This is a genomic window from Streptomyces sp. NPDC028907 (assembly GCF_055564995.1).
The window spans coordinates 192,653-212,983 of sequence record NZ_JBVHVE010000004.1; the positions used below are offsets into that span (position 1 = coordinate 192,653).

A 20,331-nucleotide genomic window follows, 5' to 3' on the forward strand; every position below is an offset into this window, starting at 1 on the left:
TGTGGGGGCCGGTGCGGCTCAGCAGCGCTACTCCACTTCGATTCCGTATCCCCCGACGAGTTGTTCAAGGCCGAACCGCATAACGCTGGGCATCACGACGCCTAGGACAGCTTTGAGCCCCCTCCCGATCGAGAGGGGGCAGGCTCAGCCTCGCCCACCTCAGTGCGAGTGACCGCCAGGCGCCGGCGCCGCGTTCTTGACCGTCAGCGGCAGCAGCTTCTTGCCGGTCGGGCCGATCTGGATGTGGGTGTCCATCTGCGGACACACCCCGCAGTCAAAGCACGGCGTCCACCGGCAGTCCTCGACCTCGGTCTCGTCGAGGGCGTCCTGCCAGTCCTCCCAGAGCCAGTCCTTGTCGAGGCCTGAGTCCAGGTGGTCCCAGGGGAGGACTTCCTCGTAGGTCCGCTCGCGGGTGGTGTACCAGTCGACGTCGACGCCGAAGGGGGCCAGCGCCTTGTCGGCGCAGCTCATCCAGCGGTCGTAGGAGAAGTGCTCGCGCCAGCCGTCGAAGCGGCCGCCGTCCTCGTAGACCGCGCGGATGACGGCGCCGATGCGGCGGTCGCCGCGGGAGAGGAGGCCCTCGACGATGCCCGGCTTGCCGTCGTGGTAGCGGAAGCCGATCGAGCGGCCGTACTTCTTGTCGCCGCGGATCTTGTCGCGGAGCTTCTCCAGGCGGGCGTCCGTCTCCTCGGCGGAGAGCTGCGGGGCCCACTGGAAGGGGGTGTGGGGCTTGGGGACGAAGCCGCCGATGGAGACCGTGCAGCGGATGTCGTTGGAGCGCGAGACCTCGCGGCCCTTGGCGATCACGTTCATCGCCATGTCGGCGATCTGCAGGACGTCGTCGTCGGTCTCGGTCGGCAGGCCGCACATGAAGTACAGCTTCACCTGCCGCCAGCCGTTGCCGTAGGCGGTGGCGACGGTCCTGATCAGGTCCTCTTCGCTGACCATCTTGTTGATGACCTTGCGCATGCGCTCGCTGCCGCCCTCGGGGGCGAAGGTCAGACCGGAGCGGCGGCCGTTGCGGGTCAGCTCGTTCGCCAGGTCGACGTTGAAGGCGTCCACGCGGGTCGACGGGAGGGACAGACCGATCTTGTCCTCCTCGTAGCGGTCCGCGAGGCCCTTGGCGATGTCGCCGATCTCGCTGTGGTCGGCCGAGGAGAGGGACAGGAGGCCGACTTCCTCGAAGCCCGTCGCCTTCAGGCCCTTCTCGACCATCTCGCCGATGCCGGTGATCGAGCGCTCGCGCACCGGGCGGGTGATCATGCCGGCCTGGCAGAAGCGGCAGCCGCGGGTGCAGCCGCGGAAGATCTCGACCGACATCCGCTCGTGGACCGTCTCGGCGAGCGGGACCAGGGGCTGCTTGGGGTACGGCCACTCGTCCAGGTCCATGACGGTGTGCTTGGACACGCGCCACGGGACACCGCTCTTGTTCGGTACGACCCGGGCGATACGGCCGTCCGCGAGGTACTCGACGTCGTAGAACGCGGGGATGTACACCGAGCCCGTCTTCGCGAGGCGGAAGAGGACCTCCTCGCGGCCGCCCGGCCGGCCCTCCGCCTTCCAGTCGCGGATGATCTTCGTCATGTCCAGCACGGCCTGCTCGCCGTCGCCGATGATCGCCGCGTCGATGAAGTCGGCGATCGGCTCGGGGTTGAAGGCCGCGTGGCCGCCGGCCAGGACGATCGGGTCGTCGACGGTGCGGTCCTTGGACTCCAGCGGGATCCCGGCCAGGTCCAGGGCCGTGAGCATGTTGGTGTAGCCGAGCTCGGTGGAGAAGGACAGGCCGAACACGTCGAACGCCTTCACCGGCCGGTGGCTGTCCACCGTGAACTGCGGGACGCGGTGCTCCCGCATCAGGGCCTCCAGGTCCGGCCACACGCTGTACGTGCGCTCGGCGAGGACGCCCTCCTGCTCGTTCAGGACCTCGTAGAGGATCATGACGCCCTGGTTGGGCAGCCCGACCTCGTACGCGTCGGGGTACATGAGCGCCCAGCGGACGTCACAGGACTCCCACGGCTTGACCGTGGAGTTGAGCTCTCCGCCGACGTACTGGATCGGCTTCTGCACATGCGGGAGCAGAGCTTCGAGCTGCGGGAACACAGACTCGGCGGCCGCAGCGACTTCGGCAGACATCTCGCGAACCTTCGTGAGCTGGACTGAACTGACAGGGGTGACCATCTAGCCTAACGCGACCGCGACGGCCCGCCGCACGCTCAGATGCTCGTCCCGCCCTTGATCTCCTTCCACAGCCCGGGCAGGCCGGCCTCGTCCTCGGCCGCCCGGCGCTCCTCACGCCCGTACAGCAGCCCGTACGTGAACGACGGCTCCCCCGCGCCGTGCGCCTGCCGGGCCAGCTCCCGCAGCGCCTCCCGGGTCATCACGCTGTCCTGGTGGTCGCCGAGCAGGTTCTGCAGGCTCTTCATCGACTTCACCAGGGCGGTGGCCGGGTCACCCAGCGCCGGAACCGCCGACTCCGCCGAGTACCGCGTCCGCTTGGCCTTCTTCCGCGCCTCGTGCAGCGCGAGATCCCGCTCCTGCCCGGGCTCCAGCTCGAACGCCCGCTCGACCAGCCGGGACACCTTCGCCAGATCCTTCCGTACGGCCTTCCCGATCACCTTCTCCGGCTTCTTGCCGGCCGCCTTCAGCAGCGGCGGATCGGCCACCAGGGCGTCGAGGGACTCCAGCAGCCGCAGATACCGTGTGCCGTCGAGCACAGTGGTCAGACGCCGCCGCGTTCCCCCGCTGCGGGCTCGCGCCCAGGTACGCAGCCGGGTACGGACGGGCCCGACCATCAGCGCGCGCGGCAGCTCGTCGACGGCCGCCGTCAGCCGCTCGGTCAGCACCTCCTGGTCCCGGTCGACGCCCAGCTCCCCGGCCAGCCACTTCAGCTCCTCGCCGATCTGGTCGGTCACCTCGCGGTCGAGGACCTTGCCGTACGACTTCAGGGCGCTGCGCATTCGCCGGGTGGCGACCCGCATCTTGTGCACGGAGTCGTACACGTCCCGCCGCACGGCCGGATCGAGCTCGACGATCGCGTTCAGCTGTGCGCGGAGGTAGGCGAGGGCATGATCCCCGGCGGTGACCAGCTCCGCCTGGGTCTTGCCTGCCTTCTTGCCCGGCTTCTTCTTCGGCGCCGTCTCCGCCAGGGCCCGCTTCAGCTTCGAGGTCGAGGCGGAGGGCCGTACGCCCGCCTTCCTCAGCTTCTTCTCGACCTTGTCGAGGAACGCCGGGTCGGTGCCGTCGGCCAGTTCCACCTCGATCTCGGTCCACTGAGCGGTACCGCCGCCTCCGGTGAGGCGCTCCGCCTGTACGGCGTCCACGCCGACCTCGGCGAGCAGCCGCCCCTCGGCGTCCACGAGGTCGCGCACATCACGGTCGGAGCGCAGCCGGACCACGGGCACCAGCTCGGCGTCCCGGACCCGGGAGCGGACGAGTCCGGCGAGGGTGCGGGGCAGTATGTCGGACAACGGGGCCTGAATCTCGTCCCGTACGCCCGGCGCCACGGGGAACTTCAGATGCCAGCCGGCGTCCGAGCCGCCCGTTCTGCGGCGCAGCGTGATCGACGAGGCGTCGAGGCGTTGGTCCTCGGTGTCGTAGTAGGTGGCGTCCAGATGCGCGACACCCTTGTCGATGACGGCCGCGACCCCTGCGACGCCGGTCAGGTCGGGCAAGCCACTGTCGTCGGATTCAAACTTCCGCTCGATTTCGCGCTTCGTGTCCGCCATGACCTGAATCTAGTGGCAGTCCCGACCGGAAGACAGGGCTTACCAGCCATGGACCGCAGGCGAACAGGCGGATACCGGGGCGAAAACCGACCGACGCGGCCGGGCCCCGCCGAGGCATCGGCACCGGTGGGTGAAGCGCACGGGAGACGGCTCCGCTGGGCGGCGCAGACCGATCGCCCGCGCCCCCCTCCACCGGGTCCTCTGCGCACCGAAGCCCGGCCGGAACGCCACGTCCCGGCAGACGCCCAGCCCTCGCGGCGCCGCGGCCCCCATCCGGTACGGACACCGACACCGGCGCATCAGCCCGGCACTCCAAGCAGCCCTGACCGGCACCCGGCCCTCGGCCAGCCCCTTCCCAGCCCGGGCCGGTGCCCACCCCAGGCCGACACCGCAACCCCGGCCAGTGGCCCAGCCCCGGCCAGCGCCCCCTGCTCAAGCCCAGCGCAGCGGCTACGCCGACATGGGCCGCTGCACCCGAATCGACTGCAGCAACCCCACCGCCACCCACACCGCGAACATCGACGAGCCTCCGTACGACACGAACGGCAGCGGCAGGCCGGTCACCGGCATGATGCCCAGGGTCATCCCGATGTTCTCGAAGGACTGGAAGGCGAACCACGCCACGATGCCCGCGGCGACGATCGTCCCGTACAGCTCGGTCGTCTCGCGGGCGATGCGGCAGGCACGCCAGAGGATCACGCCGAGGAGCAGGATGATCAGCCCGCCGCCGACGAAGCCCAGTTCCTCCCCCGCCACGGTGAAGACGAAGTCGGTCTGCTGTTCCGGCACGAACTGGCCGGTGGTCTGCGAGCCGTGGAACAGCCCCGAGCCGGTGAGACCGCCCGAGCCGATCGCGATACGCGCCTGGTTGGTGTTGTAGCCGACGCCCGCCGGGTCGAGTCCGGGGTTGGCGAAGGCCGCGAAACGGGCGATCTGATAGTCGTCCAGGACGCCCAGCTGCCAGACCGTGACCGCCCCCATGGTGCCCGCGCCGATCAGCCCGAAGACCCAGCGGTTGGAGGAGCCGGACGCGAGCAGCACGCCCAGCACGATCACCACCATCACCATGACCGAGCCGAGGTCGGGCATGAGCAGCACGATCAGCATCGGAACGGCGGCCAGGCCCAGCGCCTGCACCACCGTGCGGTGGTCCGGGTACTGCTTGTCTCCCGCGTCCACTCTCGTCGCCAACAGCATCGCCATGCCCAGGATGATCGTGACCTTCACGAACTCCGAGGGCTGGAGCGAGAAGCCGCCGGGCAGCTTGATCCAGGAGTGGGCGCCGTTGATGGTGGAACCGAGCGGGGTGAGCACCAGCAGGATCAGGAAGACCGAGACGCCGTACAGGATCGGCACGGCGGTGCGCAGGGTGCGGTGGCCCAGCCAGACGGTTCCGATCATCAGCGCGAACCCGATACCGGTGTTGAGGATGTGCCGGATCAGGAAGTAGTACTGGTCTCCCTGGTTGAGCTCGGTGCGGTTGCGGGTCGCCGAGAAGACGAGGATCGAGCCGATCAGGGACAGCGCGATGGCCGACAGCAGTATCGGCCAGTCCAGCCGACGGGCGAGCGAGTCACGGGCGAACAGGCGGGTCCAGCCCGCTCGTTCCGGCCCGTACCCGGAGACCTGGAAACTGTTGGCGCCGGTCATGTGAGCATCCTCCGGCTTCCCCGCCGGCGGCTCCCGCGCCGCCTGCGCCGGGTGTCCCGGTTCTCGTTCGTCGGCGGCGCCACCGTCCCGGCGGGCTGCTGCTCGTCCGGCCCGGCCTCGCCCTCCTGGCTGACCCGCTGGTCCTTCGCCGGGTCCTTGGAGATCTTGGGCGAGGTGAGGGTGCCGTCCGTGCGGACCTTCGGCAGGCTCTTCGTGGGCGTGGGCAGCAGCGCGTTCTTCTTGTTGATCGTGCCGTCGTCGGAGACGCCGTACAGCGCGTCGTAGATGTTGCGCACGGCCGGACCCGAGGCGCCGGAACCCGTACCACCCTGGGAGATCGTCATGACGATCGAGTAGTCCTTGGTGTAGGTCGCGAACCACGAGGTCGTCTGCTTGCCGTAGACCTCGGCGGTACCGGTCTTGGCGTGCATCGGGATCTTGTCCTGCGGCCAGCCGACCTGCGCGAATCGCCAGGCGGCGGTACCGCGGGTGGCGACGCCGGCGAGGGCGTCGTCCATCGCGGCCAGCGTCTGCCTGCTTATCGGCAGCTTGCCGTGCGACTTGGGCTTGATCTCCTCGACGGTCTTGCCGTCGGCGCTGACGACGGCCTTGCCGACCGTGGGGTCGTAGAGGGTGCCGCCGTTGGAGATGGCCGCGTAGATGGTGGCCATCTGGATGGGGGTGACGAGGGTGTCGCCCTGTCCGATGGAGTAGTTGACGGAGTCACCCGCGCGCAGCCGGTTGCCTTCGAGGCAGTTCTCGTAGGCGATCTTCTCGGCGTAGCTGCCGTCCTTGTCGCCGTACTTGCACCAGGCGTCCTTGTTGGCCTTCCAGTAGTCCTGCTTCCACTGGCGGTCCGGGACACGGCCGGTGACCTCGTTGGGCAGGTCGATGCCGGTCTCCGCGCCGAGGCCGAACTGGTGGGCCGTCTTGTAGAACCAGTCGCCCGCGTTCTTCTTCGGCTTGGTGCCGCCGTCCCGCTTCCACTCCTCGTGGCTGAGCCGGTAGAAGACGGTGTCGCAGGACACCTCCAGGGCGCGGCCGAGGCTGATCGGGCCGTACCCCTTGGACTCGAAGTTCTTGAAGACCTGGCCGCCGATGGAGTACGAGCTGGAGCACTGGTAGGGGCCGTCGAAGGAGTATCCCGCGTTCACCGCGGCGGCCGTGGGGATGACCTTGAAGATGGAGCCCGGGGCCGACTGGCCCTGGATCGCCCGGTTGAGCAGCGGGTAGTTGGAGGACTTGCCGGTCAGCGTCTTGTAGTCCTTGGCGGAGATACCGCCGACCCATGCGTTCGGGTCGTACGTCGGGTTGGACGCCATGGCGACGATGCGGCCGGTCTTGGCCTCCATCACGACGACCGCGCCCGAGTCGGCCTTGTACGGCTCGTTGGTGTTGCGGTCCCACTCCTTGCGGGCCTGCTTCATGGCGTCGTTCAGCTCGTACTCGGCGACCCGCTGTACTCGGGCGTCGATGCTGGTGACGAGGTTGGAGCCGGGCTGGGCGGCGTCCGCCTTGGCCTGGCCGATGACCCGGCCGAGGTTGTCGACCTCGTAGCGGGTGACGCCGGCCTTGCCGCGCAGCTCCTTGTCGTACTGCCGCTCCAGGCCGGAGCGGCCGACCTGGTCGGAGCGCAGGTACGGCGAGTCGGTGTCCTGGGCCTGCTGGAGTTCCTGGTCGGTGACCGGGGAGAGGTAGCCGAGGACCTGGGCGGTGTTGGACTTGCCGGGGCTCGGGTAGCGGCGCAGGGCCTGCGGTTCGGCGGTGATGCCGGGGAAGTCCTCGGCGCGCTCCCGGATCTGGAGGGCCTGCTTGGGGGTGGCCTCGTCGGTGATGGGGATCGGCTGGTACGGCGAGCCGTTCCAGCAGGGCTGCGGGGTCTTGGCGTCACACAGCCGGACCTTCTCCCTGACCTCCTTGGGCGTCATGCCCAGCACGCCGGCCAGCTTGGTCAGGACGGCCTCTCCGTCGTCCTTCATCTTCAGCAGGTCGGTGCGGGACGCGGAGACCACCAGCCGTGTCTCGTTGTCGGCGAGCGGCACACCGCGCGCGTCCAGGATCGAGCCGCGCACGGCGGGCTGCACGACCTGCTGGACGTGGTTGCCGGACGCCTCCTTGGCGTAGGCGTCGCCCTCACGGATCTGGAGGTACCACAGGCGCCCGCCGAGGGTGCCGAGGAGGGAGAGGACGAGGACTTGGATGACGATGAGCCGGATCTGGACGCGTGGCGTCCGGCCGGTCTCGGGGATGTTGGTCACTGTGGCTGCCTCCCCCTCTCAGTGCGAGTGCTGGTCCGTGCACTGGTGCGAGTACCAGTACGGACACGACTGTGTGTGTACGATTGATGAACGGCCGGCCCGTGCGGTCCGGTTCCTCCTGGACTCACCCTCCCGGGTGAACTCCGCTGCCCTCACAGCCGCTTGACCCCCTTGATGCGCCCGGCCCGGGCCGTTCGCACCCGTGCCGCCTTCACCTTCAGACCGCTCTTGAGCCCCCCGCGCTGGCCGCCGATGCGCAGCCCGGTCCCGCCGGAGAGCCAGCCGGTGGAGATGTCGGCCTTCTTCGTCTGGGAGTTGCTGTCGGCGAGCGGGTCGTTCTCCGCGCGCCGGGCCAGCGCCATGATCCCTGGGACCACGAACGGGGCGAGCAGCAGGTCGTACAGCGCGGCGGTGAACAGCAGGCTGCCGAGGCCGACATGGCGGGCGGCGGTGTCCCCGACGAGAGCGCCGACCCCGGCGTACAGCAGGGTCGTGCCGATCGCGGCGACGACCACGACCACCATCGGCCCGGTGGCCGACTTGAGCCGGCCGTTGTCGGGCTTGATGAGCCCGGCGAGATAGCCGATCACGCACAGCACCAGCGCGTAGCGGCCGGCGGCGTGGTCGGCCGGCGGGGCGAGGTCGGCGAGCAGACCGGCGCCGAAGCCGACCAGGGCGCCGCCGACATGGCCGTAGACCATGGCGAGGCCCAGGACGGTGAGGAGCAGCAGGTCGGGGACGGCGCCCGGGAGGTGGAGCCGGGCCAGGACGCTCACCTGGATCACCAGGGCGACGACGATCAGTGCGGAGGAGAGCAGGATTCGGTTGACGCGCATGGGGCTTCAGCTCCTACTGCTCTTGCTCGTACTGGTTCTGACCGTCGCCCGGAGGCTGATACTGCCCGTCGGCCCGCGGCTCGTACTGACCGTCCGCCTGGGGCTGGTTCTGGCCGTCCCCCTGGGGCTGGTCCTGGCCGTCGACCGTGCCGTCGGCGCCCGGCGTGACGGTGACCGTGACGGTGGGCGTGGGAGTCGGCTTCGGCTTGTCGGGGAGGACCGTGTCACGCGGGTCCTTGGTGGGGGCCTGGACGACGACGCCGACGATGTCGAGCTTGGAGAACGCGGCGTACGGCGTGACGTAGAGCGTGCGGGTCAGGCCGCCGCCGGACGGGTCGACGCGGGAGACGACGCCGACGGGGACGCCGGGCACGAAGGGCTTGTCGGCCTGGGAGCCGAAGGTGACGAGCCGGTCCCCCTTCTTCACCTCGGCCTTGCCGTTGAGGAGTTCGACGCGCAGCGGGCGGTCGCCCTGCCCGGAGGCGAAGCCGAGCTCGTCGCTGGCCTCCATACGGGTGCCGACGGTGAAGTCGGGGTCGTTGGCGAGGAGCACGGTCGCGGTGTTCGGGCCGACGGTGGTGACCCGCCCGACCAGCCCATCCCCGTTCAGTACGGTCATGTCGCGCCGGATGCCGTCGTTCTCGCCGACGTCGATGGTGATCGTCCAGGAGAAGCCCTGGGCCGCTCCTATGGCGATGACCTCGGCGCCCTTGATGCCGTACTGGCCCGCGCCCGCGACCTTCAGCATCTTGTCCAACTGCTTCAGCCGGCTGCGGTTGCGGTCGTCGCTGCCGAGCTTGGCCTTGAGGGCCGCGTTCTCCTGCTCCAGCGCGGCGAGCCGGTCGTGGCGCTCTCCGGAGTCACGGATCGCGGCGACCGCGTTGCCGACCGGGTCGACCGCCGCCGACACGCCGTTCTCGATCGGGCCGAAGACCGTGGCCGCGGCGGACCGGGCGCCGTCGACCGGGGAGTCCTCACCGCCGCGGATGTCCACAGTGATCAGCGCGAACGCGATCGCGATCAGCAGCACCAGGAGCAGCCGGCTCTCTCGTGTGTCCCTCACGTGCGGCGGCCGTGCCCTTCCTCATAGGAGTTCGGGAAACCCCTGGGAAACCCGAGGGGTTCATATACGGAATTTGTGCGGAGCTTGTATACGAGCTTGAATCACGCGCTTGGCGGCTCTTGGGAAGCTTATGCCTCTATATCAACGATCCGCCGTACGAGAGGAGATCATCCCGTACGGCGGAATCGAAGAGTTACGTCATCTGCGCGGCTGGGCGTCCAGCACCTGCTGCAACGCCTCGAACTCCTCGACGCACTTGCCGGAGCCGAGCGCCACGCTGTCCAGCGGGTCCTCGGCGATGTGGATCGGCATGCCGGTCTCGCGACGCAGCCGCTCGTCGAGGCCGCGCAGCAGGGCGCCGCCGCCGGTCAGAACGATTCCTCGGTCCATGATGTCGCCGGACAGCTCCGGCGGGCACTTGTCGAGGGTCGTCTTCACCGCGTCCACGATCGCGTTGACCGGTTCCTCGATGGCCTTGCGTACTTCGGCCGCGGAGATGACGACGGTCTTCGGCAGCCCGGAGACGAGGTCCCGGCCGCGGATTTCGGTGTGTTCGTCAGCGTCGAGGTCGTACGCGGAACCGATCGTGATCTTGATCTGCTCGGCCGTCCGCTCACCCAGCAGAAGGGAGTACTCCTTCTTGATGTGCTGGATGATCGCGTTGTCCAGTTCGTCGCCCGCGACGCGGATGGACTGGGCGGTGACGATGCCGCCGAGGGAGATGACCGCGACCTCCGTGGTGCCGCCGCCGATGTCGACCACCATGTTGCCCGTGGCCTCGTGGACCGGCAGGCCGGAGCCGATGGCCGCGGCCATGGGCTCCTCGATGATGTGCACCTGGCGGGCGCCGGCCTGGGACGACGCCTCGATGACGGCGCGGCGCTCGACGCCGGTGATGCCCGAGGGCACACAGACGACGACCCGCGGACGAGCCAGATACCGCCGCTTGTGGATCTTCAGGATGAAGTAGCGGAGCATCCGCTCGGTGATCTCGAAGTCGGCGATGACGCCGTCCTTCAGCGGACGTACGGCAACGATGTTGCCGGGCGTGCGCCCGATCATCTTCTTCGCTTCGGCGCCGACCGCGAGGATGCCACCGGTGTTGGTGTTGATCGCGACGACGGACGGCTCATTGAGTACGATCCCGCGACCCCTGACGTACACCAGCGTGTTGGCGGTCCCGAGGTCGACAGCCATGTCACGGCCGATGAACGACATTGAGTTCCCCATCAGGATTCGTCTGGCCTTCCCTGGGAGCTTTTGATGGCTTTTCAGGTCGGCGAAGTGGGTGCTGTGACGTGAAGGCTTCTATCGTAGACGCGCTTTCGCGAACACTGCGGGAGGGTCTTCGCCATTGTCAGCAGATGGCGAGTCGCCCCGCTTGTGGAGACGGGCCATCGGGGGCACTCGTTCCCTCGATCGCCGCGCATATGCCGCCGGGCGGCCGGGTTTCTTCGGCCGCCCCAGGTCGGGCCGGTTGAGGGCTCAGGCGCGGCCCGGGAAGAAGATCTTCACCTCGCGCTCGGCGGACTCCTCGGAGTCGGAGGCGTGGATGAGGTTCTCCCGGACGATCACACCGAAGTCACCGCGGATGGAGCCCGGCGCGGCGGCGATCGGGTCGGTCGGACCGGCCAGCGCGCGCAGCCCCTCGATGACCCGCTCGCCCTCGACGATCAGGGCGACGACCGGGCCGGAGGCCATGAACTCCACCAGCGGCTCGTAGAAGGGCTTGCCCTTGTGCTCGCCGTAGTGCTGCTCCAGCGTGTCCTGGTCCAGGGTGCGCAGCTCCAGCGCGGTGATCTGCCAGCCGGCCTTGCGCTCGATGCGGCTGATGATCTCGCCGGTCAGGCCGCGACGGACGGCGTCGGGCTTGAGCAGGACGAGGGTGCGCTGGGTCACGGGAGGGCTCCTTCTTACTTCCAGCCGGTGGTGCGGTGGGATGAGGTTACAGGGCGTGTCCGGGCCCTTGTTACGCAGCGTCAGGTGTGGAGGAGTCGCTCTGCGCGGCGAATCTCGCCTTCGCCTCGTCGACCTTCCTCCCGTAGTGCACCGAGGCCCACCACAGCGCCGCGAAGATCACGCCCAGGATGAACATCGTCGACACGATGAAGCCGGAGGCGATGAGGGCGACCTGCAGTGCCCAGCCGAGGGCGACCCCGCCGGGCCGGGTCACCAGGCCGCACAGCAGCACGCACAGGAACATCGCGATACCGCTGACCGTCCACACCGTCGACATGGACAGGTCGGGGTCCTTCATGGCGACCAGACCGGCGAAGCCGATGACGAAGAACTCGCCGATCAGGGTCGAGGAACAGAGCGTACGCATCTTCGGACTCAGCCCTTTCCCAGCAGCAGCCGGGCCTCGCCGACCGTGATGACGGACCCGGTGACCAGCACACCGCCGCCCGCGAACTCGCCCTCCTCCTCGGCCAGCGTGATCGCGGCCTCCAGGGCGTCCGGCAGTCGCGGCTCGACCTGCACCCGCTCGTCGCCGAACACCTCGACGGCGATGGCGGCCAGTTCGTCGGCGTCCATGGCACGGTGCGAGGAGTTCTGCGTGACGACGACCTCGGCGAAGATCGGCTCGAAGGCCTCAAGCAGCCCCCGCACGTTCTTGTCGCCGCTCGCGCCGACGACCCCGATCAGCCGGCTGAAGTCGAAGGCCTCCCCGATCGCCTCGGCGGTGACCCGCGCGCCGGCCGGGTTGTGGGCCGCGTCCAGCACGACCGTCGGCGAACGCCGTACGACCTCCATCCGCCCCGGCGAGGCGACCGCGGCGAACGCCTTGCGGACGGTGTCGATGTCCACCGACTCGGCCCGCGCGGCGCCGACGCCGAAGAACGCCTCCACGGCGGCCAGCGCCACGGCGGCGTTGTGCGCCTGGTGCGCACCGTGCAGCGGCAGATACACCTCGGGGTACTCGCCCCCCAGTCCGCGCAGCGTCACCAACTGTCCGCCGACGGCGACCTGACGTGCCACGACCCCGAACTCCAGGCCCTCACGGGCCACGGTCGCGTCGACCTCCACAGCCTTCTTCAGCAGCACCTGCGCGGCGTCCACCGGCTGCTGGGCCATGATCACGGTGGCGTCCTGCTTGACGATCCCGGCCTTCTCGGAGGCGATCTCACCGGGCGTGCCGCCGAGCCGGTCGGTGTGGTCGAGGTCTATGGGCGTCACGACGGCGACGTCACCGTCGATGACGTTCGTGGCGTCCCAGGAGCCGCCCATCCCCACTTCCACGACGGCGACGTCGACCGGCGCGTCGGCGAAGGCGGCGTACGCCATGCCCGTCAGCACCTCGAAGAAGGACAGCCGGTACTCCTGCTGTCCGTCGATCATCTCGATGTACGGCTTGATGTCCTGGTACGTCTCGATGAAACGCTCTGCGGAGATCGCGGCGCCGTCGAGACTGATCCGTTCGGTGATCGACTGGACGTGCGGTGAGGTGTAGCGACCGGTGCGGAGCTCGAAGGCGCCGAGGAGGGCCTCGATCATGCGGGCGGTCGACGTCTTGCCGTTGGTGCCGGTGATGTGGATCGAGGGGTACGACCGCTGCGGCTCGCCGAGGACGTCCATGAGCGCGGAGATGCGGCTGACGGAGGGCTCCAGCTTGGTCTCGCCCCAGCGGGTCGCGAGCTCCGCCTCGACCTCGCGCAGGGCCTTGTCGACCTCGGGGTCCTCGGGGCGTGCGGGCACGTCGGCCTGCGGCGGGCCGCCCTGGGTGCGCAGGGTTCGGCTGCCGGCCTCGATGACGGCGAGGTCGGGGTCGCGGTCGGTCTCCTCCGCGATCATCTCGTCGAAGGGGTCGAGGGGGTCGGGCTCGTTCTGGTCGCTCACGGGGTCAGTCTACGGACGGGGACTGACAGTGCGCCCAGGGAGTGGGGTGCGTGGTGTTGTCCGGCGTCTGCGGCCGCGCTGTGGCCGATCGCGCAGTTCCCCGCGCCCCCAAGAAGGTCGGCGAAGGCCCCCGGAACCAAGAGGCTCCGGGGGCCTTCATCGACGTACGAACACCTACGCCGGCGGCAGACGGTCCAGCTGGGCGGCGATGCGGGCGATGTCCTCGTCCGCCTTCGCCAGGCGGCCGCGGATCTTCTCCACGACGTTGTCGGGGGCCTTGGCGAGGAACGCCTCGTTGCCGAGCTTGGCCGTGGCCTGGGCCTTTTCCTTCTCGGCGGCGGCGAGGTCCTTCGCCAGGCGCTTGCGCTCCGCCGCGACGTCGATCACGCCCGAGAGGTCCAGCGCGACCTCGGCGCCCGCGACGGGCAGCGTCGCCGTGGCCGCGAAGTTCTCGCCCTCCGGCTGCAGGCGCAGCAGCTGGCGGATGGCCGGCTCGTGCGGGGCGAGGGCCGTGCCGTCCAGGGTCAGCCGGGCCGGGACGCGCTGGCCGGGCTGGAGGCCCTGGTCGGCGCGGAAGCGGCGGACCTCGGTGATGACCGACTGGAGCGACTCGATCTCCTGCTCGGCGCCCCGGTCACGGAAGCCGCTGTCGGCCGGCCACTCGGCGATCACGATCGACTCGCCACCGGTCAGCGTGGTCCACAGGGTCTCCGTGACGAAGGGGACCACCGGGTGCAGCAGCTTCAGCGTGACGTCGAGGACCTCGCCGAGGACGCGCTTGGAGACCTCGGCCGCCTCGCCGCCCGCCTGGAACGTCGTCTTGGACAGCTCGACGTACCAGTCGAAGACCTCGTCCCACGCGAAGTGGAAGAGGGCGTCGGACAGCTTGGCGAACTGGTAGTCCTCGTAGAACGCGTCGACTTCGGCGACGACGGAGTTCAGGCGGGAGAGGATCCAGCGGTCGGTCGAGGACATCGCCGACGGCTCCGGGAGCGGGCCGTCGACCGTGGCGCCGTTCATCAGCGCGAAGCGCGTCGCGTTCCAGATCTTGTTGGCGAAGTTACGGGAGCCCTGGACCCAGTCCTCGCCGATCGGGACGTCGACGCCCGGGTTGGCGCCGCGGGCGAGCGTGAACCGGAGGGCGTCGCTGCCGTACTTGTCCATCCAGTCAAGGGGGTTGACGGCATTCCCGAAGGACTTCGACATCTTCTTGCCGAACTGGTCGCGGACCATGCCGTGCAGGGCGATGGTGTGGAACGGCGGGGTCCCTTCCATCGCGTACAGGCCGAACATCATCATCCGGGCGACCCAGAAGAAGAGGATGTCGTAGCCGGTGACCAGGACGGAGTTCGGGTAGAACTTCGCGAGCGACTCGGTCTGTTCGGGCCAGCCCAGAGTCGAGAAGGGCCACAGGCCCGAGGAGAACCAGGTGTCGAGGACGTCGGTGTCCTGACGCCAGCCCTCGCCGGTGGGGACCTCGTCGTCGGGACCGACGCAGACGACCTCACCGTTCGGCCCGTACCAGACCGGAATCCGGTGCCCCCACCACAACTGCCGCGAGATGCACCAGTCGTGGAGGTTGTCGACCCAGTCGAAGTACCGCTTCTCCATCTCCTGCGGGTGGATCTTGACCCGGCCGTCGCGGACCGCGTCACCGGCGGCCTTGGCGAGCGGGCCGACCTTGACCCACCACTGCATGGACAGGCGCGGCTCGATGGTGGTCTTGCAGCGCGAGCAATGGCCGACGGAGTGGGCGTACGGCCGCTTCTCCGCGACGATCCGGCCCTCGGCGCGCAGCGCGGCGACGATGGCCGAGCGGGCTTCGAGGCGGTCCAGGCCCTGGAAGGGGCCGTGCGCGGTGATGACCGCGTGCTCGTCCATCACGGCGAGGGACGGCAGGTCGTGGCGCTGGCCGATCTCGAAGTCGTTCGGGTCGTGGGCCGGGGTGACCTTGACGGCACCCGTGCCGAACTCGGGGTCGACGTGCTCGTCGGCGACGACGGGGATACGGCGGCCGGTGAGCGGCAGCTCGATCTCACGGCCGACGAGATGGCGGTAGCGCTCGTCCTCGGGATGAACGGCGACCGCGGTGTCACCGAGCATCGTCTCGGCGCGCGTCGTCGCCACGACAATGGCGTCGTCGCCCTCGCCGTACCGGATGGAGACCAGCTCGCCGTCGTCGTCCTGGTACTCGACCTCGATGTCCGAGATGGCCGTCAGACAGCGCGGGCACCAGTTGATGATGCGCTCGGCGCGGTAGATCAGCTCGTCGTCGTAGAGGCGCTTGAAGATGGTCTGGACGGCCTGGGACAGGCCCTCGTCCATGGTGAAGCGCTCACGGGACCAGGCGACGCCGTCACCGAGGCGCCGCATCTGCCCGCTGATCTGCCCGCCGGACTCGCCCTTCCACTGCCAGACGCGCTCGACGAACGCCTCGCGGCCCAGGTCGTGCCGGGACTTGCCCTCCTTGCCGAGCTCGCGCTCGACGACGTTCTGCGTGGCGATACCGGCGTGGTCCATGCCGGGCTGCCACAGCGTCTCGTAACCCTGCATGCGCTTACGGCGCGTGAGGGCGTCGATGAGGGTGTGCTCGAAGGCGTGCCCGAGGTGCAGGCTGCCCGTGACGTTCGGCGGCGGGATGACGATCGTGTACGGCGGCTTGTCGCTCTTCTCGTCCGCCTCGAAGTAACCGCGCTCTACCCAGCGCTCGTACAGCGGCCCCTCTACATCGGCCGGCGCGTACTGGGTCGGCAGTTCGGTGTCGGGCGCTGGTGGCTGCTGCTGAGCGTTCTCGGTCACCCGCCCAGTTTAGGGGTGTCCCGGGCGTGTCCCGAAACGCGTTTGTTTTGTAATGGTGGGCACCCCGATGCCGCGCGTCCCCTGTGTTTGCGCCAGGATGTCGTGAACGCATAAGCATCTGGAGGGGAACCCAGAAATGAGCTACAACCAGCCGGGCCCGTACGGCGGGCAGCCCCAGCAGCCCGGTCCGTACGGCCAACCGGGTCCGTACGGCCAGCCGCCGCAGGCGCCCCAGCCCGGCTACGGCTACCCCCAGCAGGCTCCTCCGCCCCAGCCCCAGCCCGGTTACGGCTACCCGCAGCAGGCCCCGGGTGTCCCGCCCCAGCAGCCGGGCCCGTACGGCCAGCAGCAGCCGCCGTACGGCCAGGCCCCGTACGGCATGCCGCAGCCGCCGGCGCCGGGTGGCGGCGGCAAGAAGACCGGCCTGATCATCGGCGCGGTGGCGGTCGTGGCCGCGATCGGCGTCGGGGCGTACTTCGTGATCGGCGGCGGCGGTGGGGCGGGCGGCAGCCTGGAGGACGACGGCGCGCACAAGCTGGCGACTCCGCAGAAGCTGCTCAGCGAGTACAGCCAGCTCACCAAGGGGGGCCAGGCATCCAGCGACGACTTGGCGTCGGAGCTGGAGAAGACCGGGCTCAAGAACGGCACCGAAGTGACCGGTGTCTATTCGACCGCGGACCTTTCGGGTTACGACCCCAACGACCCGAACAGCTCCATGCCCGATCTGGGCAAGTTGGCGAAGGCCAAGAGCATCTCGTACAGGGGCGTTTACGGCGAGATCGCCGACCCGGAGAAGGCCCTGGACGCGTTGTTCGCAGGTGTCAAGAAGACCGCGGCGGAGGATTCCTCCTCCTCCAGCAGCAGCAGCGCCGGCAAGGCCGAGTTTGTCGGCGAACCCGAGTCCGCCGACCTCGACGGCGCGGTCATGAAGTGCCAGTCGGCCAAGAGCCAGGACCTGATGACCAAGCAGGAGCGGACCAACTGGTTCTGCGCCTGGGCTGACTACAGCACCATCGCCGTGGTGGCGCCTGGTGACGCCACGACGGACGTCACCAAGGACGTGGCGATCGACATCACCACGAAGGTGCGCGCGGAGGTCCGTGTCAAGGCCTGACACCCCTGGTCCGCATGCAGAAGGGGCCCCGGTCGGTCGACCGGGGCCCCTTCTGTACGTCCGTGCTGCGGCTACGCCGTCTTCTGCTCGCCCGGTCCCCGACCCCGCGCGTCCCTCGGAATAAGCGTCGGGTTCACGTTCGAGTGGACGACGTCCGCCGTGATGACGACGCGGGCCACGTCCTTGCGGGAGGGGATCTCGTACATCACGCCCTGGAGGACTTCCTCCATGATGGCGCGCAGGCCGCGGGCGCCGGTCTGGCGGAGGATGGCCTGGTCGGCGATGGCCTCCAGGGCCTCGCGTTCGAAGTCCAGCTCCACGCCGTCGAGTTCGAAGAGGCGCTGGTACTGCTTCACCAGCGCGTTGCGGGGCTCCACCAGGATCTGGAGCAGGGCCTCGCGGTCGAGGTTGTGCACGCTCGTGATGACGGGGAGGCGGCCGATGAACTCGGGGATCATGCCGAACTTGACCAGGTCCTCGGGCATGACGTCCTCGAACTGGTCCTTAGCCTCCAGCTCGCGCTTGGAGCGGATCGTCGCGCCGAAGCCGATGCCCTTGGCGCCGGCCCGGGACTCGATGATCTTCTCCAGCCCGGCGAACGCGCCGCCCACGATGAACAGGACGTTCGTCGTGTCGATCTGGATGAACTCCTGGTGGGGGTGCTTGCGGCCGCCCTGCGGGGGCACCGAGGCCGTGGTGCCCTCCAGGATCTTCAGCAGGGCCTGCTGTACGCCCTCGCCGCTGACATCTCGGGTGATCGACGGATTTTCACTCTTCCGCGCGACCTTGTCGATCTCGTCGATGTAGATGATGCCTGTTTCGGCTTTCTTGACGTCGTAGTCCGCCGCCTGGATCAGCTTCAGCAGGATGTTCTCGACGTCCTCGCCGACATACCCGGCCTCCGTCAGCGCCGTCGCGTCGGCGATGGCGAACGGGACGTTCAGCATGCGGGCGAGGGTCTGGGCGAGCAGCGTCTTGCCGGAGCCCGTGGGGCCCAGCAGCAGGATGTTGGACTTCGCCAACTCGATGGCGTCGTCGCGGCCTTGGGCGCCGCCGTTCTCGCCGGCCTGGACGCGCTTGTAGTGGTTGTAGACGGCGACGGAGAGCGCCTTCTTGGCCGCTTCCTGGCCGACCACGTAGCCCTCGAGGAACTCGTAGATCTCGCGCGGCTTGGGCAGTTCCTCCCAGCGGACCTCACTGGTCTCCGCGAGCTCTTCCTCGATGATCTCGTTGCAGAGATCGATGCACTCGTCGCAGATGTACACACCAGGGCCTGCGATGAGCTTCTTGACCTGCTTCTGGCTCTTGCCGCAGAACGAGCACTTGAGCAGATCGCCGCCGTCACCGATGCGTGCCACGGTGTGCTTCCCCTTCGCCGTGGAGACGACTGGACGTTTTCGAATCCAGCGGCTCCTGGTGCTGCCTTATGTCGACGGTACCTTGCCTGGCCCCCCGTTCGGGCCCCCCTTGGCGCGGTTCACTTTGACGTGCACCGTCCCAAACCGTGCCAAGGGGCAGCAGACAATACCGGGTCCGCGTCAGCGAACGTCGGCGTTGTTCATCTTCCGCGTGGAGATGATCTGGTCGATCAGCCCGTACGACAGCGCGTCCTCGGCGGTGAGGATCTTGTCGCGCTCGATGTCCTCGCGGATCTTCTCGATCGGCGTGGTGGAGTGCTTGGCCAGCATCTCCTCCAGCTGCGAGCGCATCCGGAGGATTTCGTTGGCGGCGATCTCCAGGTCGGAGACCTGGCCGCGGCCGGTCTCGCTGTACGGCTGGTGGATCAGCACGCGCGCGTTGGGCAGCGCCATGCGCTTGCCGGGCGTGCCGGCGGCCAGCAGCACGGCCGCGGCGGAGGCGGCCTGGCCCATGCAGACCGTCTGGATGTCCGGCTTCACGAACTGCATCGTGTCGTAGATGGCCGTGAGCGCGGTGAAGGAGCCGCCCGGGCTGTTGATGTAGACCGAGATGTCCCTGTCGGGGTCCATCGACTCCAGGCACAGCAGCTGCGCCATGACGTCGTTCGCGGAGGCGTCGTCGATCTGCACGCCGAGGAAGATCACGCGCTCCTCGAAGAGCTTCGCGTACGGGTCGTACTCGCGGATGCCCTGCGAGGTGCGCTCGACGAAGCGCGGGATCACGTACCGGGACTCGGCGCGCGGGCCGGTGTACTCGGCCTCGGTGCGGGCGTACAGGCCGCTGCCGGGGAAGTCGTTCACTGTCTGTCTCCTAGGGGCTGAGGCGGTCGGCTGGGGGCTGTGCAGGGGGCCGTCAGGCCGCCCCGGTGCCGCCGCCGCCCGGCATCCCGGCGGCCGTCGGGATGACGTCGTCGATGAGGCCGTACTCCTTGGCCTCGAAGGCGTCGAACCAGCGGTCACGGTCCGAGTCACGGGTGATCTGCTCGATCGTCTGACCGGTGTGCTGCGAGGTGAGCTCGGCCATGCGCTTCTTGGTGTGCAGCAGCCGCTCGGCGTGGATCTTGATGTCGGAGGCCGAGCCGGCCAGGCCCGCGGAGGGCTGGTGGATCAGGATCTCGGCGTTCGGCAGCGCGAAGCGCTTGCCGGGGGTGCCCGCGCTGAGCAGGAACTGGCCCATGGAGGCCGCGAGGCCCATGGCGATGGTCACCACGTCGTTCTTGATGTACTGCATGGTGTCGTAGATCGCCATGCCGGCCGTGATCGAACCGCCCGGGCTGTTGATGTACATGTAGATGTCCTTGTCGGGATCCGCGGCAAGGAGCAGCAACTGTGCGGTGATCTTGTTGGCGATGTCGTCGTCGACCGGCTGGCCGAGGAAGATGATCCGCTCGCCGAGCAGCCGGTTGTAGACATGGTCGCCGAGGCCACCGCCGATGGAGGGCTCGCCGGCGGCGGAGGGCATCAGATTCGTCACGTATCCACCTGCTCGTCTTACGACGGCGCCGGGCCGTCTGCACGTCTTCTGCGTGGGCAACGGGGACTCCCCTGCCCTCATACTCATGGACCCTAACGCGGTGGCCCTGTGCTGCAATCCCGGTTCCGCGGGTGTTCGCCGGGGGCGTAGCGCCGTG

The 20,331-nt window shown here is 68.9% G+C and carries 15 protein-coding genes; 1 reads left to right on the top strand and 14 read right to left on the bottom strand.

Annotated features, from left to right (window positions below; genetic code table 11):
• Positions 1–159: 159 nt before the first annotated feature.
• The 11 genes from ACZ4UU_RS13535 to ACZ4UU_RS13585 all read right to left on the bottom strand — a co-directional run bounded on the left by ACZ4UU_RS13535 (position 160) and on the right by ACZ4UU_RS13585 (position 16,168).
• Entirely contained in the window at positions 160–2,133 is a 1,974-nt protein-coding gene (locus ACZ4UU_RS13535) for a TIGR03960 family B12-binding radical SAM protein (RefSeq protein WP_468039494.1), read from the bottom strand.
• Between the two features lie 80 nt (positions 2,134–2,213).
• Positions 2,214–3,725, bottom strand: coding sequence for a CYTH and CHAD domain-containing protein (locus ACZ4UU_RS13540; RefSeq protein WP_468039496.1), 1,512 nt, complete (start codon positions 3,723–3,725; stop codon positions 2,214–2,216).
• A gap of 450 nt (positions 3,726–4,175) precedes the next feature.
• The gene (rodA, locus tag ACZ4UU_RS13545) at positions 4,176–5,375 is read right to left on the bottom strand and encodes a rod shape-determining protein RodA (protein WP_468039498.1); all 1,200 of its coding nucleotides are present in this window, start codon (positions 5,373–5,375) and stop codon (positions 4,176–4,178) included.
• A complete protein-coding gene (mrdA, locus tag ACZ4UU_RS13550; protein WP_468039500.1) occupies positions 5,372–7,633 on the bottom strand; it encodes a penicillin-binding protein 2 in 2,262 nt (753 codons plus the stop codon). The genes rodA and mrdA overlap by 4 nt, the downstream gene beginning before the upstream one ends.
• Before the next feature lie 152 nt (positions 7,634–7,785).
• On the bottom strand, positions 7,786–8,469 hold the full coding sequence (gene mreD, locus ACZ4UU_RS13555; RefSeq protein WP_468039501.1) for a rod shape-determining protein MreD: 684 nt from the start codon (positions 8,467–8,469) through the stop codon (positions 7,786–7,788).
• A 13-nt stretch (positions 8,470–8,482) separates the two neighbouring features.
• The gene (gene mreC, locus ACZ4UU_RS13560) at positions 8,483–9,532 is read right to left on the bottom strand and encodes a rod shape-determining protein MreC (protein ID WP_468039502.1); all 1,050 of its coding nucleotides are present in this window, start codon (positions 9,530–9,532) and stop codon (positions 8,483–8,485) included.
• 198 nt (positions 9,533–9,730) lie between these two features.
• A complete protein-coding gene (locus ACZ4UU_RS13565; RefSeq protein WP_004931372.1) occupies positions 9,731–10,750 on the bottom strand; it encodes a rod shape-determining protein in 1,020 nt (339 codons plus the stop codon).
• A 267-nt stretch (positions 10,751–11,017) separates the two neighbouring features.
• On the bottom strand, positions 11,018–11,431 hold the full coding sequence (gene ndk / locus ACZ4UU_RS13570; RefSeq protein WP_062720617.1) for a nucleoside-diphosphate kinase: 414 nt from the start codon (positions 11,429–11,431) through the stop codon (positions 11,018–11,020).
• A gap of 70 nt (positions 11,432–11,501) precedes the next feature.
• Positions 11,502–11,858 (bottom strand): DUF4233 domain-containing protein, encoded by a 357-nt coding sequence (locus ACZ4UU_RS13575; RefSeq protein WP_468039504.1) that lies wholly within the window; start codon positions 11,856–11,858, stop codon positions 11,502–11,504.
• Between the two features lie 8 nt (positions 11,859–11,866).
• Positions 11,867–13,324 carry a bifunctional tetrahydrofolate synthase/dihydrofolate synthase gene (gene folC / locus ACZ4UU_RS13580; RefSeq protein ID WP_468040189.1) on the bottom strand — a complete coding sequence of 486 codons (1,458 nt, stop codon included), beginning with the start codon at positions 13,322–13,324 and terminating at the stop codon, positions 11,867–11,869.
• A 219-nt stretch (positions 13,325–13,543) separates the two neighbouring features.
• Positions 13,544–16,168: a valine--tRNA ligase gene (locus ACZ4UU_RS13585; protein WP_468039506.1), complete on the bottom strand. Its 2,625-nt coding sequence runs from the start codon at positions 16,166–16,168 to the stop codon at positions 13,544–13,546.
• Positions 16,169–16,304: 136 nt separating this feature from the next.
• Here ACZ4UU_RS13585 and ACZ4UU_RS13590 point away from each other — a divergent pair, with 136 nt between their 5' ends.
• Complete coding sequence (locus ACZ4UU_RS13590) at positions 16,305–17,282, top strand: hypothetical protein (protein WP_468039508.1); 978 nt, start codon at positions 16,305–16,307, stop codon at positions 17,280–17,282.
• A gap of 71 nt (positions 17,283–17,353) precedes the next feature.
• Here the strand turns inward: ACZ4UU_RS13590 and clpX are convergent, their stop codons facing one another.
• The 3 genes from clpX to ACZ4UU_RS13605 form a co-directional block, all read right to left on the bottom strand.
• Positions 17,354–18,640: an ATP-dependent Clp protease ATP-binding subunit ClpX gene (clpX, locus tag ACZ4UU_RS13595; protein ID WP_030052243.1), complete on the bottom strand. Its 1,287-nt coding sequence runs from the start codon at positions 18,638–18,640 to the stop codon at positions 17,354–17,356.
• Positions 18,641–18,820: 180 nt separating this feature from the next.
• Positions 18,821–19,501, bottom strand: a complete 681-nt coding sequence (locus ACZ4UU_RS13600; protein ID WP_308402482.1) for an ATP-dependent Clp protease proteolytic subunit — start codon at positions 19,499–19,501, stop codon at positions 18,821–18,823.
• A 52-nt stretch (positions 19,502–19,553) separates the two neighbouring features.
• A complete protein-coding gene (locus ACZ4UU_RS13605; RefSeq protein WP_217206386.1) occupies positions 19,554–20,162 on the bottom strand; it encodes an ATP-dependent Clp protease proteolytic subunit in 609 nt (202 codons plus the stop codon).
• Between the last annotated feature and the right edge of the window lie 169 nt (positions 20,163–20,331).

Excerpts from the sequence above, each read along its gene's own strand:
- ACZ4UU_RS13565 (WP_004931372.1), bottom strand. The coding sequence starts at position 10,750 with ATGTCGTTCATCGGCCGTGACATGGCTGTCGACCTCGGGACCGCCAAC.
- ACZ4UU_RS13590 (WP_468039508.1), top strand. The coding sequence starts at position 16,305 with ATGAGCTACAACCAGCCGGGCCCGTACGGCGGGCAGCCCCAGCAGCCC.
- ACZ4UU_RS13575 (WP_468039504.1), bottom strand. The coding sequence starts at position 11,858 with ATGCGTACGCTCTGTTCCTCGACCCTGATCGGCGAGTTCTTCGTCATC.
- ACZ4UU_RS13605 (WP_217206386.1), bottom strand. The coding sequence starts at position 20,162 with ATGCCCTCCGCCGCCGGCGAGCCCTCCATCGGCGGTGGCCTCGGCGAC.
- rodA (WP_468039498.1), bottom strand. The coding sequence starts at position 5,375 with ATGACCGGCGCCAACAGTTTCCAGGTCTCCGGGTACGGGCCGGAACGA.
- mreD (WP_468039501.1), bottom strand. The coding sequence starts at position 8,469 with ATGCGCGTCAACCGAATCCTGCTCTCCTCCGCACTGATCGTCGTCGCC.
- folC (WP_468040189.1), bottom strand. The coding sequence starts at position 13,324 with ATGATCGCGGAGGAGACCGACCGCGACCCCGACCTCGCCGTCATCGAG.
- ACZ4UU_RS13535 (WP_468039494.1), bottom strand. The coding sequence starts at position 2,133 with ATGTCTGCCGAAGTCGCTGCGGCCGCCGAGTCTGTGTTCCCGCAGCTC.
- ACZ4UU_RS13540 (WP_468039496.1), bottom strand. The coding sequence starts at position 3,725 with ATGGCGGACACGAAGCGCGAAATCGAGCGGAAGTTTGAATCCGACGAC.